A 16652-nucleotide genomic window follows, 5' to 3' on the forward strand; every position below is an offset into this window, starting at 1 on the left:
CCTGTCTAAAAACAGAAGGTTTAAAGCCTATCGGTCATTAAATTCTTCAACTGCATCAAACATCGCAATAATATTAGCCGGCGGAACATCCGGCAGGATATTATGTACAGTATTAAAAACAAAACCGCCACCGTCCGACATGATCTCCAAACGTTGCAAAACCTGTTCGCGAACCTGCTCCGGTGTACCGTTATTCAGAGTGCCGACAGTTTCCACACCACCTCCCCAGAAAGTACAATCCTGTCCGAATTCTCTTTTTAGAAACTCAGGCTCCATATCCACAGCATTGGTCTGTACCGGGTTGAAGATCTCAATACCAGCCTCTATCAAGTCAGGCATTAAGGGAGAGATGGAACCGCAAGAATGGATAAAAGTATGCATCTGGCTATGCGACTTTACATAATCACACAACTGTTTATGACGGGGTTTAAAGAGCATTTTGTATGTATCAGGGTCCATAAACGGACCGGTCGTCATCCCCAGGTCATCGCCAAAACGGATAATATCCACGATGTCGCCAACAGAATCACAGACTTTTTCCAAAGTAGCCAGATGGCGTTTCAACAATTCGTCCAGTACACGTTCTACCTGGTCGGGGTCGCAAAGCAAGTCCATCAGGAAATTATCCATCCGCCGCAGGAAAGTTCCCCACTCGAAAAGATTACAACCGCAAACGATCATCAGTGCCTTATCTGTTGTTTCACGCAGGTGAAGGGCATTCTTACGCAGTTGTTCCCAAAAACCGGGGTCGGCAGCATGATCCCAGGGACTATGCACATAACGAGACCAAAGGACACGTCCCATTTCCGCATCCAACCCTTCGTAACTATCCGGATAACCATCTACATAAGGGAAATAAGACTGGTCAAAAAAGGTGGCACCTTTCGGCATCATAGCCAGTAGGCGCTTGCCGTCGGTATCGTAACAGTGATACGACCCGTTAGGCTGGACTACAGGATTGAACCAAGCAGGATACAACGCTTTGTCACCATTTGCCAGAATCGTGTCATGCCAATCAGACGGCTGTACATTAAAAGTACGACCAATGTCAAGGACATCAATACCGAACTGATCGATAATCGACATATCCGGCTGTGCCAGTTGCTGCACGACATCGTAAATTTGAACCGGGAGATCTGTACGTCCTAGGTGTTTTAATAAATTGGAATAGGCGATCGCAGAGATGCCTGAACTGGGAGTTGCCCCCATATCGACCGGCACACGGTCGGGCTCTTTATGAGCTATTGCAGCTAAAACGCGTTCTCTTGAAGTCATAATTTTCAATTCTTAATTCTTAATTTTCAATTTCCATTACTCTCCCCCGCTCATTCCTATAATAAACGAAGCAGCGATCAGAACTATCAGGCCGGCATACATCCAAGCTTTTGTTTTTGTATCAGTAGCTTTCCATTCTCCTCGATACAATCCCCAAAGGGTTGCAAAGACAATGGTCAGCGACATCAGTATTCCCCAGGCGGTAAACGAAAATTCTCCCATCCGACTCTTTCCCATGCCATAAAATATAAAGTTGACGAACCACAGGAAACCGGCCAGGCCGCAATACAGATAGTTACGGGAGATAGCGATATCCTTCGTTTCAACAAAAGCCTTCAGGTTATTATTCTTTTTCGACAGGAAGAGACACCAGATCGCGGTGATCAGAAAAGAGCCGCCAAAGAGCACAAAAAAGACAGGTAACGTCTGAAACAACGGATCGATACCAGATGTGACCAAAGCAGACGAAATACCATTCCCCTGCTCTATCCCCAATGCCTGTGAAGCCCCTGTTATGCCGACAAAGAAGACAAGTACCAATCCTTTCCCGAAGTTCAACTCCGGATTAGCTTCCGATCCCGCCCCCTTATCTTTCCGGTAACCGGCATATCCGCTCAGTGCTATACCGACGGCAGCAATCAAAAGGCCGGCAATCAGCATTGTTCCGCCGGATTGCTGCAACAGTATAGTTAACCGCCCATCGATAGCCGGCGGAATGATCGTGCCCAATATCATCATCAATCCGAGGGAAAGAGAGAAACCGAGCGAAAGTCCCAGATAACGGAGTGACAAACCAAATGTGAGATTACAGATTCCATAAATAATTCCCAAAAGGAATATCCATCCCAATGTTCGTGACGGGACACCGGACAATACATCCATAAATCCCGGACAAAAAATAAGACAGGCTACTACTGGTACTATTACATAGGCGAACAAACTATATATCAGCCAATAGTTCTCCCACGACCAGTTACGGGTCTTACCAAAAGGGATGGAGAAACTCCCGGACGAAAAAGCGCCGATAGCGATCAGTCCGATTCCAAATAATAATTCAAATGTCATATATTCTTATTGGTTTTTTCTTCTAATATTTCTATACACACAAGAGGAACTGTTGCAAATATCACAGCCATAAGACCGTTTCTTCACCTCATCCCCTATTCCTATAATTCCGCTGACCGATTTAATCGGTTGCATCAAACAAGAGTCATTGATCGTTATTCCAGTCGGATGATCGCCAATATAAGAGAACAGATCACGCTGACCAGACAAAGCCCATTCACAATAACCGGGACTATACCGATTCGTGATCTTCTTGCCCCGAGCCGTTATTTCTTCTTCCAAACAACACTGAACTTTATCCATGGCATTCTCTACGGTAGCCGAACCAATCGACTCGACAACAAAGGCTTCCAGAAAATCGCCGTTCTGCTGATAGGCATGGGACAGATCTGTAAATGTTTTTCCCGCTGTACAAAGAAATAATGCAATCTCTGTGGCACCGGTCATATAACCGCTGATCTTACGTCCGGTATGCAACGGACCTGGTGAACAAAAAACTGTACCTTCCCTTATATCCAGTCCTTTACAATCCAGTATCCTGTATCCTCCGATGATCTCCTTTGAATTCGCCAGTCCGGAAAAAGTCTTCTCTACAATCTCCGAGACAAGCGAATAACTTTCTGCATCCGGGATTTGCAGATACTCCATCAGAACAGACTTTTCCGGCCTGACCTCTTCAAATGAAAATGTATATGAGCGAAACATCATTTCACTCCATTAAAATCAGCAACAGCCTTATAGAACGCTTTGATATTAGCCTCCGGAACCAAAGGCGGCATATCACAGCCGGAGGAGATAACAAAGTTTTTATACCCTGCCGTCTTTGCCAACAAGTCAGAAGTGATCCGATATACATCCTCAGAAGATGCTTGTTTCAGGATACCTACCGGATCAATATTTCCCATTACAATAAGATCTGACGGACATTGCTCCAATGTTGCCACCATATCAACTGCATTCCCGAAATGTAGTGCTGCAGCTCCGGAATCAATCATTGCTTGGGTACACTGTCCTTTGTTACCGCAATTATGCAGAATAACAGTGAAATTTTCATCTTGTACCGCCTCTACAATCTGTTTGACATAAACGGTTGAATATTCCTGACAATCATCATTAGATAATAACCCGGCAGCAGGTTCAGCCATAATTACACCTGTGGCTCCGAGAGATTTCAATTCTTTGCAATAAGCGGTGATATAGGCTGTACATTTATCCAGCAAAGTCTTAATTACATCCGGTTCGATATAAATTCCGACCATAATCTCAGACATATCATACAGCCTTCCAGCCAACGAAAACGGGCCGATACAACCGGATAACACAGGCTTATCCTTTATATTCTCTATCGCCAGCCGGTTAGCCTTCAGATATTCCGGCATCCGCCCTACTGACAGGGAAGGGACTTGCAGACGGTTCACTGACTCTTCATCATAAACCAGACGTCCCGTAACACTGGGTACTTCATGTTCCGGCATACTGATCGTACACCCGAAAGCTTCCGCCTCAACTGTCAGATCCATAATGACAGTACAGGCAGCCGTGTTATAGGTTTCCGTTACGTTACGGATTGCCTGATAATGGACTTCGCCATTTGTCACAGCATCAAATACCTTTTTCCCTATCGCTTCAATGCCGGGATGAGTCATGATAGGGATAGCGATCCGTTTGTCGCTATCCAGTAATTGTTTGATAAACTTATTCATACACTATCAGGCTACGATTGAATCCAACCAGTTGATATTATCCTGCGGATCACGGGCATAGGCATCCGCTCCGATCTCTTGCGCAAAAGTAGCATTCAGAGGTGCACCGCCAACAACCACTTTGGTATCGGGGTGTTTTTCACGGATCATTGCGATCATGGGTTGCATATTGCTCATTGTCGTAGTCAGCAAAGCAGACATGCCGCAAATTGCCCCCGGATGTTCATCCAGTGCTTGGATATATTTTTCAGCCGGCACGTCTGTCCCCAAATCAATGACCTCCCAACCGGAACCTTCAACCATCATTCCTGTCAGATTTTTCCCGATGTCATGTAAATCTCCCATTACCGTACCAATAACGAATACGCCTTTACGCTTGATCTCCCCACTCTGGAAGAAGGGCTTCAGATGCGCCATGGCACTATTCATCGCTTTTGCGGACAGTAACATCTGAGGGACAAATATCTTTCCCTCTGTGAATTTGTTGCCTACACGGTTCATTGCCGGAATCAGTGCATCATTCAGAATAGACTGAGGAGACAGGCCATTCTCCAAAGCCTCACGAGTCAGTTCGTCAGCCCCCGATTGTCCTTTCATTGCCGGTGGATAAGGCGATGCCTGATTGATCTTGCCGAATTCCACGCATTCGCCAAGTTTAATAATAATGTCATTCATGTTCAATAATATTTAAAGCTAATTTATTTCGTTTTACAGGACATCAGTCCATATGGAACACCTCTTCCATAGCTGCCCACCATTCCCCGGGAGCACGGTTTTCTACTGGCTGCTGGCAGGGGTCAGTCAGCTTCCACCACTCCTGGGTGGTTGGATCAGCCGCCATCTTCTGCATATCTTTTTCGTAATTATCACCAATATATTCATAGTAGCTATACAGCATTCCGTCTTTATAATAAATCGAGTAGTTACGAATATTACATTCCTTTATCTTTGCCAATACCTCCGGCCAGACAGCAACATGTAATTTCTTATATTCTTCCAATTTTTCAGGCTTCACGCCAATTATACTTCCATAACGTTTCATATTTCCCTGTTTATTAGATTAGGTATGAGCAAAAATAACGGATATACCAGAGGTGAAGTTTTCAATATACGTGGTTCTTTTGACTGTTTCCGAGATTCAGATAATTTATCTTTCACTAGTACATAAAAAGAGTAGGTGCAAACCAATTCGGATATACCTTCAAATTCGTTTACACCTACTTCTATAAAAAGAATAAGAAACTTTCTGCTATTCCAACTTATCAGTCATTTTAAAACAAAGTGTTCCTCCATTCAATAGTTCTTCAAAAGTTATATAAGTCCGATCCAACAAATGGTCATTCAACCAAACCTCTTTTACATATATATTCTTATCAGACAAATTATCTGCCGTTACAATAAACTGTTTCCCGGACGGCAAATTGATCGAAGCCCGGTCAAACAATGGAGCTCCCAGTTGATATTTACCTGAAACCGGATCCATCGGATAAAATCCCAAAGAACTGAAGACATACCAGGCACTCATTTGTCCTGTATCTTCATTTCCACATATACCCTCCGGAGTATTATCATATAAAGTTGTCAACACTTCATTTACATATTTCTGTGTTTTATAAGGCTGTCCGATCTCATTATACATATAAATCGTATGATGTCCGGGTTCGTTTCCATGTGCATATTGTCCGATCAGTCCACTTATATCTCCGGAAACCGTTTCTCCTTCCAATGTTGAACTCATCGTAAACAAAGAATCTAACCGGGAGGCCAGAACATCTTTTCCTCCCATCAACTCGGCAAGACCATTCACATCATGCGGAACAAAGAAAGTCCATTGCCAGGCATTTCCTTCACAATAATCGTCAGCCCGATGTTCCGAACGTAAAGGATAAAATGGTTCCCGCCAATGCCCGGCTTTTGTCTTTCCCCTGGCCAACAATGTGCTCGTATCTATTACATTCTTATAATTCAGCGAACGGGTATAAAACTTATCGTAAATCTGAGAATGATTTGTTAAAGAAGCAAATTGCGAGATCGCCCAGTCATCAAAAGCATATTCTAAAGTACGGGCAACAGATTCCATCTCCAGATCACAAGGAACATAGCCATATTTCTTGTAATTCTCCAATCCAACAAAGTACCCCATAGAATATCCACAGGTATCTTTCATGGCCGATTCAACCATTGCCTCCATTGCGAGTTCAGTATCAAAACCTGTAATACCATTCATATAAGCATTGGTTATTAGTGGCATAGAATGAATACCAACCATCTGATAGGTCTCTACGCCGGCCAAAGTCCAGATAGGAAGCTGCCCAGCATACCTGAAATGCTCCAATGCAGTATTGATGTAGTCTTTCATAATATCCGGATGTAAAACAGCAAGTAACGGACAGGCTGCACGAAATGTATCCCACAAACCGATAACAGCACCATAATAAGCAAAACCGTTTGTCTGATGTACCTGACTGTCTGGCCCACGAAAACGGTTATCAACATCCGAATAGAGCATCGGATACATCATTACATTATGCAGGGAGGTATAAAACAGTTCCCTCTTTTCAGGATCTTTTGTTTCTATTTCAATCTGCCCTAAAATAGAAGTCCATTCGGAAGCGGCTTCCTTCCGTAGCTGGTCAAAATCTTTATCACTCATTTCCGCCAGTAGGTTATTACGGGCACCATCCATACCTACAGCAGAAATACCCGTCTTAATATCCAACTCTTTTCCCCCGTTCTCAAATGAAAGAACTGCTTTCACATTACGACCTTCTAACGCAGAAACACCTTCAACGCGCTCATTATCCAGAAACAACAGACAATCTTTGACAGGGGAAGAAAAAGTGGTATAAAAATACACATGTTGTTCCGGAGCCCATCCGTTTGTTAATCGATATCCACGAATGGTATAATCATCTACCTTTTCAATTGCCGCATCAAAGACTGTATCCACATTATGTTCACTTTGAATCGTGCAAGCTCCCTGCGAACCATATTCCAGATCTATAACAACAGGAACAGTTCCCGGAGAATTATACTTATACCGTTGGATGCCACATCGTGCAGAAGCTGTTAACTCAACTTTCAGATCACCATTATATAAATCTACCGAATAATATCCTGGGGCTGCATATTCCTTTTCGTGAGTAAAAGCCGCCTGATAATATTGGGAATAGAGGTTTGTAATACTATCTGTATTATAATTTAAAGGTAAAGGCATAAATAACAGATCCAGAAAGTCGCCACAACCTCCTCCGCTTTTATGTACATGACTAAAACCGACCAAATTCGTATGATCATAATGGTATCCCGAACTATTTGCATGTGTGTCAGGTCCAATCTGTACCATTCCGAACGGGACGGAAGCTACAGGGGCAACACAGCCATTCGAGCCGGTACCAATAAACTTATTTACATACTGATTGTTTGATTGTCTCTGTTCATTCTTACACGAAACCAACAACATCACCAATAAAAATAACAGATATGTAATTTTTCCTGTCTTATTCATACTCTACTTTATTTCACTATTTCTACTATATCATGAATTTTCAATTCTGGAATGACAATTGAAACCTTGTTCCCGGTAAAATCAAATTTCAGTAATTTACCTTCCGGTTGCAACAATACTTTCCGAGGTTTCTCACTTATATTCACTGATACTTTCAAATTTGTCAATACAGGTATTTCATCTATACCTTTGACATAACGGTTAGCATGATCGCCGGATGTATTGATCAACTGGATAAGCATCCGTCCTTCCTTTTCTGCCGGAACAACATGAACCCGATGAGATCCCTGTACAGAGACTAATGGATCCGGAAATAATTCATTTACTATTCCCGACAGAAAATCCCTGAATACAGGAGATGTAGAGGAAAGATAAGATTCTCCCATATTCATATATACTCCTGCGACCTTTCCTTTCCCGTAATCACTAATAGTAGCAGCAACTCCTGAAGGGAAGCGGAAATCATTCGTTTGGTATAACCGACCTAATTCCTTTACCTCCGGATTCAAGCGGATTTCCCGGAATGGTCCTTGTATATCGACAAAACGACTATCAAAACCTAGACAGGAAACAGTACTTTCCTTTACTCCTTCTACTCCCAGTATATCATCAAAAAGAACTGTCGCATCCGAACCTATAACCAGCAAATGACCTCCCTTTTGAACATATTCTTTCAACCGGACAATCATTTCCGGTTCTATTTCTTTCCATTCAGGTACAACTATCAACGGGTATTTTTCCATACTATTTACCATATGGTGAGTCATTAAAACCTCAACAGCCTGTTGTCCGTCTAAAAGAGCATTCATAACGCCTCTGATACCATTCACACCAAATGGTCTGTAAATATCATTTACTTCCCGTTTCCAACCTGCAGTAGAATAAAATAATGCGATTTGTGGAATAGGCCGTATACCCTTACAATACTCTTTTCTTGGTAATACAAAGTCTGCAACCTCCCGCATTATACCAAATGACGCAGGTTGAAAAGATAAATCCTGATTTTGCCTGAAATACATTTGGCACCCACCACCCAGACTGATAACAGCCGCTGCTTCCTGACAAAGTTGTAAAGCTGTCTTAGGGACAGAATGGCGAACAAAACTCCATGCCATCAGATCATAAGGCAATCCTTGTCCTGCCAGGCAACGAGCATTCCAGTTTGCTGTATTCAAAGCATCATCCGGATCATAATCACCGGATAAAAAGTCTAATTTCATATCTGCTGGAACCGGTTCCGGCATCAAAGCACTAAATGCCCAGTTTGAACATAGCTGAAACTGTGGGGCTACTTTCTTTAACTCTGTTGTATAGTGATTTATATATGAGATAAATTTCTTCCTGTTAAACTCAAGCAAGACTTTATAATTGGGGTCTTCCGGGACAACAGGTACATAAGTCAACCCACTCTCCTGCTTGAATTCTTTTACAGCAGCCGGATGATAATCCGGATAAACCGCCCAACTTTCTCCATCAATCCAGACACCATCAACTTTATATTTTAGTGCCAGCTCTTTCAGTTGTGGGATCAATAGTTGGTCTGCGTAATTTCCCCAAAGGCTGGTATTCTGCCCATCCGGCTTACCATCAGCACCTCGTCGTCCTTCCTCCGGGTGTAAACGAACATAATTGATGTCCATTACTCCCGAATGATGAACATACAATGCTACGTTTCTCTTTCGTGTTACCTCCCTGATCAAAGCTAACGGATCTTTATCATATCCGGCAGCCTGCTGCCCGACTTCCGTTGGATAAGAAGAGACACCCGGATGTCCTTTACTATCCACCTGAATATAATCAGGGCGCACAGCCGTCAGCATAGAATCGACCATACCTTCAGTCAAGGTTTTTCCTAAGTGATCGTCAGTCAATTGAGTATGACGATCAAAATGAACACCCCAGAATGATTCAGCCCGTGTTTTTATCCTATTCTGAGCATTGAGTGGCACAGCTAACAGTCCTATAAGCAATACATATATTATTCTTCGTTGATTTTCCATGTTATTTCATTTGAAAGGTTATAAGTCATAAAAATGTAACCGGAAGCAAATTGCTTCCGGTACACCCTCATACATTCAGTTAATTTTAATATCCCGGATTTTCCGGTGCCAAATTCGGATTATTAGAAATTCTATCCGGAGTAATCGGAAAATAGTAGTGTTCTTCCTTGAATACAGAAGGTACCCCTCCCATTGCATTATCATTCATTTCAATTTTAAACTTTCCTGATTTCACATCATAGAAAGTATAAATGCCTGTAAAGTTTCGTGTTATAGCATCTACTGCAATGCGCCAACGTTTCAAATCCCACCAACGTTGGTCCTCAAAAGCAAGTTCTACTTTTCTTTCATGCCTGATCGCATCACGAGTTATATTTGTCAATAATGCAATCCCAGCTCTCTCCCTTATCTGGTTTACAGCATTCAGAGCCTCGGTATTCATTCCCAACTCAAAGGCTGCTTCTGCATAATTCAACAAGATTTCACCATAACGGAAAACAATAAAATCAACTTTAGTTTTTCCTGCATCTACCGGTACTAAATCATCATCCAGATATTTCTTGACATTGAATCCGGTAATTGCACCTCCGGCATATCCAGCCGCAGAATACGAACGTCCCTGAGCCGGTTTTCCCTGATAAAAACCAGAAGTGACTTTAGATCCGTTTTCAGTAATAATACCACCCCAATTTTCTACAGCTTCTCCTTTCCAGATAGTTCCTTCGTAATAGATAGAGGCAAAAAAACGAGGATCTTTATTCTTAAAAAACTCTGTCAGATCCCATGGCTGACTCAGAGCCAAAGTTTTATCAAAAGTACCCGGAGTCCCGTCTACATTCTCAAAAGACTCTACCATCTCCAGGTAAACAGCAGTATTACTTCCACCCCAGCCCGGACAAAACTGGAACGGAGACATGAACAAATCATAATTACTACCGACCTGCTCACCCGTCAATTGTTTAGAGAATATCACCTCTACATTGTTCTCATCCAGGAACAATTTCCTGAAATTCTCAGCTTTATCATTTGGATTCTGATTATATAATGCAAAAGATTTAGAATCGATAATTTCTTTAGAAGCATCATAAGATGCTTTCCAGAAACGTTCTGCTTCATTTGCCGGAATTCGACCAAACCGTTAATTTGAACTTTTCCCCAGGTAGCTATACTGGCCGCATACATTGCCGCTCGACTTTTCAAAGCTAATGCAGCATATTTTGTAGGATACCCCACTTCATCACTACCATAACTTTCTGGTAAATCTTTTGCGATCTCATCCATCTCATCAATAATGAAATCGTAAACATCAATCTCCTTATCCCTTGAAACCAACAGTTCTTCCATTGGAGCATCTATCGACTGAGCCTTAGTTATTATAGGTATTCCACCATATCTCTTCACCATAAAGAAGTATGTGATTGCCCTGGCATAACGAATTTTCCCAGCCAAGACCTTCTTTTCTGACTCAGATACAGCTGCTGACGTTTCTATTTTCTCAAGAAACTCATTTGTTTTACGAATGGTGGAGTAACGCCATTGTTCAAGCAAACCGCCATCCTTATTCAGAAAACCGCCTTTCCAGGTAGAATACAAAGGATGCCAGTCACGTCCTTGCCGTCCTTCGTCTGATAATCCGGAAGTTGGGTCTACTTCTTCATAACCATAACCATCACGGATCAAGAAATCCAATTCGCTGTAGACTCCGTTGATATATGAATTTATTAATGCTTTATCGTTCCATACAGCTTCCTCCGATATAATATCCAAAGGTGCCTTATCCATTATATCACAAGAGAAACTACCACAAAAAAGTAATAAGTATATAAAATATTTTGTTTTCATAACCGTACTATTTAAAAACTAACATTCAATCCTAAAGATACAGACTTGGTAACCGGATACGACCAACCTCTGGTTGCATCAGGGTTTCCGGATCTAATCCATATTTACGTAATGGATTTATTGCAAACAAATTCGTACCAACCACAAATAAACGCAAATTCTCCATTCTCAGCTTCTGAACCAGGCTTTTATTAAAAGTATATCCCAGAGTTACATTTTTCAAACGTAAATAGGATGCATTTTTATACCAATAGTCAGAATTCCAATTATTAGTTGTTTGACCGATTTTTTGTCTTGGAATAATAGCATCACGATCATTGTTCTCCGGAGTCCAACGTTCATTCCAAATAACCTTAAAAGGAGTTCTTACACCATCAATATTAATGTTTCCGGATTGTAGCTGCACATAATAATCCGCTGCTCCTTGTGCAAACACACTCAGATCAAATCCTTTATATTTCATATTGAGGTTTATACCATAAATAATATGAGGAGTTCCACCACTTCCAATATTACGTGCATCCCGCCAGTCAACTTCTCCATCATTATTTATATCGACAATCTTTATATCACCAGGACGAAGAGATGTATTTCCCATACCATCCATATCATACCCCAGATTATCAATTTCCTCCTGGCTGGTGAATAATCCGTCTGATTTATATGCATTATAAACATCAATCCATTGACCGGATTTTTTCTTTAAACGTATATCATCAGGGTCTGTATAATCGGGTTCATCATAATGAATCCATTTTGATCGCGACCAGGAAACATTACCACTGATATCATAAGAGAAATCGCTGAAATTACCTCTATGCCCAATAAGCACTTCAAAACCTCTTGTGCTTTGGCTGTTTATATTTTCACTAGGAAGAGTTGCTCCGAATGTATTGGGTAACGATACGACGCGGGTACCCAGCATATCATCCCGCTTTCTGTAAAAGACATCAATCTCCGAATACAGTTTACTGTTCAATACAGATAAATCTAATCCTACATTATATAATGTCATCGTTTCCCAGGAAATATTTGTATTGGCAATACCTGTAGTAGTTAATCCGGGAACTTCTTTTCCGCCAAGTACGTTATAACCCTCAAACTTATATCCGGTAAGATATTGAAATGCACCGACAGAGTCAAATCCAGTCTGGCTCACACCTGCACGCAGTTTCAGATTGTCGATCCAGGTTAAATTATTTTTTATAAATGTTTCCTCAGACATTCGCCAGCCAGCAGATATGCTTGGGAAAAATCCCCATCTTTTATTCTTTGGGAAATTCGGTGAACCATCATAACGGGCTGTGGCTTCCAATAAATATTTTCCTCGATAAGCATAATTTGCACGAGCAACCAAACTAGCTCTTCCGGAGACAGAAGCACTCCCATTGGCTTGCTGGTTTATAGTTCCACCAGCAAAAAGCTGATCAATGGCACTTGTTACATAATTCTCCCTATAAGCGGAGAAGTTTCCGTTATTATAATCTATTATTTCCACCAAAGCCAATCCGTTTATTGAATGATCTTTATTGAATACTCTATCATAATTCAAAGAAAATTGCCCTGTTATAGTTTGATTTTTATGAAACTCCTGTTTCAATGATGTAGGCATCGACTTACCATACAATGTATAGGTATCCGTCGCATAATCGTAATCCCAGATATCATTTTGTTTTGTCCAGTTCTTCCGGTCATAAGACACCTGTTGATAGTTCAGTTTCAATTTTGCACTTAATCCGGGAACAGGACGAACTTTATAATTAACAGAAAATGCACCATTCAATGTATTTTTGTATGTTTTATCATACCCTCCCAAATCCTCATGTGTATTTATGATTGCATTAAACGGACCCGGACCTATATGAGGAACCTTTGTCGGATCTGGAAACGAAGCATGTGATGTTGGCGTACTATCAAAGAAATCCATCCAGAACCATTCCTCAGATGCTGGTCGGTTAGATTGACGTACATCATCCTTTATCGCAGACAGGTCGAGAGAAAATGTTAAATCCGAAGTCAGATTTACATCCAGATTTGAACGGACATTAAATCTCCTATAACCTGTATTATCCCCCTTAAACATTCCATCCTGACTGAGATACCCCAGGAATGTATAATACTTAACAACATCCGTACCTCCTCTGATCGTCAGGTTATACTGTTGCTGTAGTGCAGATTTTTTCATTATCTCATCATACCAGTTCGTACTTGGATATTGAGGATCATTCCCTGCAAAATATTTCGCTATATCTTCTTCTGAGAATTTTGTTTGATTTTCAGGAACGCCCGAATTAATCTGAGCTTCTCTGAAAAGAGTTGCATATTGTCCGGCATCAACAGGCTCAGGGAAATTTGTATAACTCTGGCTGGTCAATGTTCCGTTAAATAAAATATTCGGTTTACCGGACTGTCCACGTTTTGTTGTAACCAATATAACCCCGTTTCCGGCTCTGGCACCATAAATAGCAGCAGATGCATCTTTCAATATAGAAACAGACTCAATTTCGTTCGCATCTATATTATTAAAAGATTGTTCCACGCCATCGACAATAACAAGAGCACTTCCAAAAGAACGGATATTAATATCTGCTGCATCAAAACCGGGTTGCCCGCTTTTTTGTTTGGCTATCAGTCCTGGTAACCGCCCAACTAAAGCATTTGTAGTACTAGCTACCGGAGTTTTTACTAACTCTTCATTTTTCAAAGTAGCTACAGCTCCTGTCAGATTTAATTTTTTCTGGGTTCCATAACCGACAACAACAACTTCATCCAATGATTGTGAATCTTCAGTCATCCTGATCGTAAATAATTTCTGCCCATTCACTTGAATTTCCTGTGTATTAAAACCTATATAAGAGACCTGTAGTATAGACTTTCCGGAAACTTCCAAATAGAACTTTCCATCCAGATCGGTGATAGTTCCATTTGTCGTTCCCTTTTCCATCACATTTGCACCAATAACTCCTTCCCCCTGTTCGTCAATAACTTTTCCTGCTATTTTTACGACATCCTTCTGTTGGTCTATTGAAGCTAATGATAACACAACCTGACGATTTGCCTTCAAAACATATGAAACCGCAGCCTGTTGGGTAATCTGTTTCATTATATCTTTTATATCGCCATTCTTTATCTCAATAGAGATAACTTTATTCAAATCCGATAAATCATCATTGTAGAAAAAGCGATAATCGCTCACCTTTTCTATCTCTTTAATCACCTCACGTACCGGTTTATTCTTCATGATGAGAGTGATTTGGCTCATTGCTGTGAAGCTTGAAAAGACAAGCATCATACTACACAAAAAAGCCTGTATTAAAAACTGCTTGATGTTACTCATTTTTAAGTGTTTTTTTAATAGTAAATGGATTATAAATAGTAACTTTACAAGCTAAAATCGGGTATAAAACATTTCTACGCGGTCAACCCGCCAGTCGACTGTGTTATAAATATGATTTGTAAACTCCGATTTAAGCTAAAAAACTGTGTACAAGGGGCGACTTCCACCAGAAGTTGTCCCTTTCTTTTTTTTCTACTTCTCTATCTCATATGCAAATTCATTTAAAGTTAACAATACTCTATTAATTCACTCTATTGCCTTTCACTCAGAACGATTGTGTCTCCAAGTGATTCATACATTATCGGCGACGTCAGACTGATAATTTCAAATACATTATCCAGACTATTATTCTTGATTACGCCTGAAAAACGAAACTGTTTGATTTTCTCAGACTTAAACTCTATATGTACATTATAAAGCCTGTTTAATCGTATAGCAATATCATTCAACGTTTCACCTTTAAATGCCAACTCATTATCTCTCCACATGGAAGCATAAACCACATTCTCCGGACTATCGACCTTTAAATCATCCTCTATCCGGTTGAAACAAACCTGCTGATCAGGAGATAATATCACAGAATGACTACCGGCTGTGGCCCGGATACTACCTGTAAATAATGTAGCAATCACATCCCTATCTTCCTTATATGCTTTTACATTAAAACTCGTACCTAATGCTTCAACTTCCATTTCACCTGTTTTTACGATAAAACGATGATCTTTATCTTTGGCAACCTCAAAATAAGCCTCACCAACCAAAGCCACAATGCGATCTTTCATTCCATAATTACTATTGTATGAAATCTGAGTGTGAGAATTCAACCAAACTTTCGTTCCATCCGGCAACATCACACTGGCACGCTGACCTTTCTCTGCCTCCACCTGGTATTCTTTCGCAACTGGTACAGATTGACGGGTATACAAATGAGAAGTAATACCAACTACCACACATAAAATTATAGCTGCTGCATACTGCCCCCAACGAATGAACCATCGTTTTTCGAATTTCCGCGTCTTCTTGATTGCAATAGATTCTGATCTTATCTTTGTTTTTAATTGATGAAACATACGAAGCTGCACGTCCTCCGATAATTCTTTATCAGAAGCTTCATGCCAATGCTGACGATAAAAAGTCAAAATATCCTCCTGCGCATCGACATCCCGAAACCACAACAACAATTGTTGTTCTTCTTCAGGTGAAGTTTCTCCCCGCATAAAACGGTCTAATAATAATATATTTGTGTTATCCATTGCCTCTCTTTTATTATTGTATATCCTAAAATTTGTCAGATCCCTTACAGGCAAAATAAAAAAAGGATGGTTTTAACATCCTTTAATCATCACTAGTATTAGTACCGCAAGATTACTTTCTTCTGAAAGTTTTTGTTTTATAAAGCGTAAAGCACGATAAATCTGGGTCTCAACCGTTTTTTCCGAAACTGATAAACGGTCTGCTATTTCCTTATTAGATAGATGTTGGCGCCGGCTCAGCAGAAAGATCTGTTTTCTGGACAGAGGTAACTGCTCAATCAAAGCATCAATATATTCCCGAAGAGATTCCGCGTCAATATTCTCTTCTGTCAATGAATCTGTTTCTCTTGCCCGTCCCTCAAATGTGAAAGTTAATTGTTCAGACTCCAAACGTTTTTCAGTTTCTTTGTATACCAAATTCCTGGCTATTGCAAAAAGATAAGCATCGAATCCCAGTTCTGGATCTATAGTTGCACGTTTTTCCCATATCTTCAAAAAAACGTTCTGAGTCAAGTCCTCAGCCAGAGATTTATCATATAGCAGGGAGTATATAAAATTAAATACCCAAGGGTTATATTTCCAATAAACAGCATCAAAGGCACTTTCATCCCCCTGCTTCAACCGAAATAAAACCTCTATATCTATAGCCGTTATTGCGTGTTTTTTCAT

13 protein-coding genes are annotated in these 16652 nt (G+C 40.7%); all 13 read right to left on the bottom strand.

Annotated elements, in window-relative coordinates:
* Window positions 1-27: 27 nt before the first annotated feature.
* A complete protein-coding gene (locus DXA15_RS00800; protein WP_128132808.1) occupies window positions 28-1275 on the bottom strand; it encodes a uroporphyrinogen decarboxylase family protein in 1248 nt (415 codons plus the stop codon).
* Window positions 1276-1311: 36 nt separating this feature from the next.
* Window positions 1312-2340, bottom strand: coding sequence for an L-rhamnose/proton symporter RhaT (locus tag DXA15_RS00805; RefSeq protein ID WP_128132809.1), 1029 nt, complete (start codon window positions 2338-2340; stop codon window positions 1312-1314).
* Window positions 2341-2346: 6 nt separating this feature from the next.
* Entirely contained in the window at window positions 2347-3048 is a 702-nt protein-coding gene (locus DXA15_RS00810) for a vitamin B12 dependent-methionine synthase activation domain-containing protein (protein ID WP_233566619.1), read from the bottom strand.
* Window positions 3045-4043 carry a uroporphyrinogen decarboxylase family protein gene (locus tag DXA15_RS00815; RefSeq protein ID WP_128132810.1) on the bottom strand — a complete coding sequence of 333 codons (999 nt, stop codon included), beginning with the start codon at window positions 4041-4043 and terminating at the stop codon, window positions 3045-3047. Before DXA15_RS00815 ends, DXA15_RS00810 begins: the two co-directional genes overlap by 4 nt.
* Window positions 4044-4049: 6 nt before the next feature.
* A complete protein-coding gene (locus DXA15_RS00820) occupies window positions 4050-4718 on the bottom strand; it encodes a B12-binding domain-containing protein (RefSeq protein WP_128132811.1) in 669 nt (222 codons plus the stop codon).
* Between the two features lie 43 nt (window positions 4719-4761).
* A complete protein-coding gene (locus DXA15_RS00825; RefSeq protein ID WP_128132812.1) occupies window positions 4762-5085 on the bottom strand; it encodes an L-rhamnose mutarotase in 324 nt (107 codons plus the stop codon).
* 207 nt (window positions 5086-5292) lie between these two features.
* Window positions 5293-7551, bottom strand: coding sequence for a GH92 family glycosyl hydrolase (locus DXA15_RS00830; protein WP_128132813.1), 2259 nt, complete (start codon window positions 7549-7551; stop codon window positions 5293-5295).
* Window positions 7552-7559: 8 nt separating this feature from the next.
* Window positions 7560-9551, bottom strand: coding sequence for a hypothetical protein (locus tag DXA15_RS00835; protein ID WP_128132814.1), 1992 nt, complete (start codon window positions 9549-9551; stop codon window positions 7560-7562).
* Between the two features lie 85 nt (window positions 9552-9636).
* Window positions 9637-10524: a RagB/SusD family nutrient uptake outer membrane protein gene (locus DXA15_RS00840; protein WP_158579625.1), complete on the bottom strand. Its 888-nt coding sequence runs from the start codon at window positions 10522-10524 to the stop codon at window positions 9637-9639.
* 2 nt (window positions 10525-10526) lie between these two features.
* Entirely contained in the window at window positions 10527-11393 is an 867-nt protein-coding gene (locus tag DXA15_RS00845) for a RagB/SusD family nutrient uptake outer membrane protein (protein WP_128132816.1), read from the bottom strand.
* Between the two features lie 31 nt (window positions 11394-11424).
* Entirely contained in the window at window positions 11425-14634 is a 3210-nt protein-coding gene (locus tag DXA15_RS00850) for a TonB-dependent receptor (protein WP_158579626.1), read from the bottom strand.
* A 347-nt stretch (window positions 14635-14981) separates the two neighbouring features.
* Window positions 14982-15983, bottom strand: a complete 1002-nt coding sequence (locus DXA15_RS00855) for a FecR family protein (RefSeq protein ID WP_128132818.1) — start codon at window positions 15981-15983, stop codon at window positions 14982-14984.
* A gap of 72 nt (window positions 15984-16055) precedes the next feature.
* Window positions 16056-16652 carry an RNA polymerase sigma factor gene (locus DXA15_RS00860; protein WP_128132819.1) on the bottom strand — a complete coding sequence of 199 codons (597 nt, stop codon included), beginning with the start codon at window positions 16650-16652 and terminating at the stop codon, window positions 16056-16058.

This window comes from Parabacteroides sp. AM58-2XD, from assembly GCF_003463685.1.
GTDB lineage: Bacteria > Bacteroidota > Bacteroidia > Bacteroidales > Tannerellaceae > Parabacteroides > Parabacteroides segnis.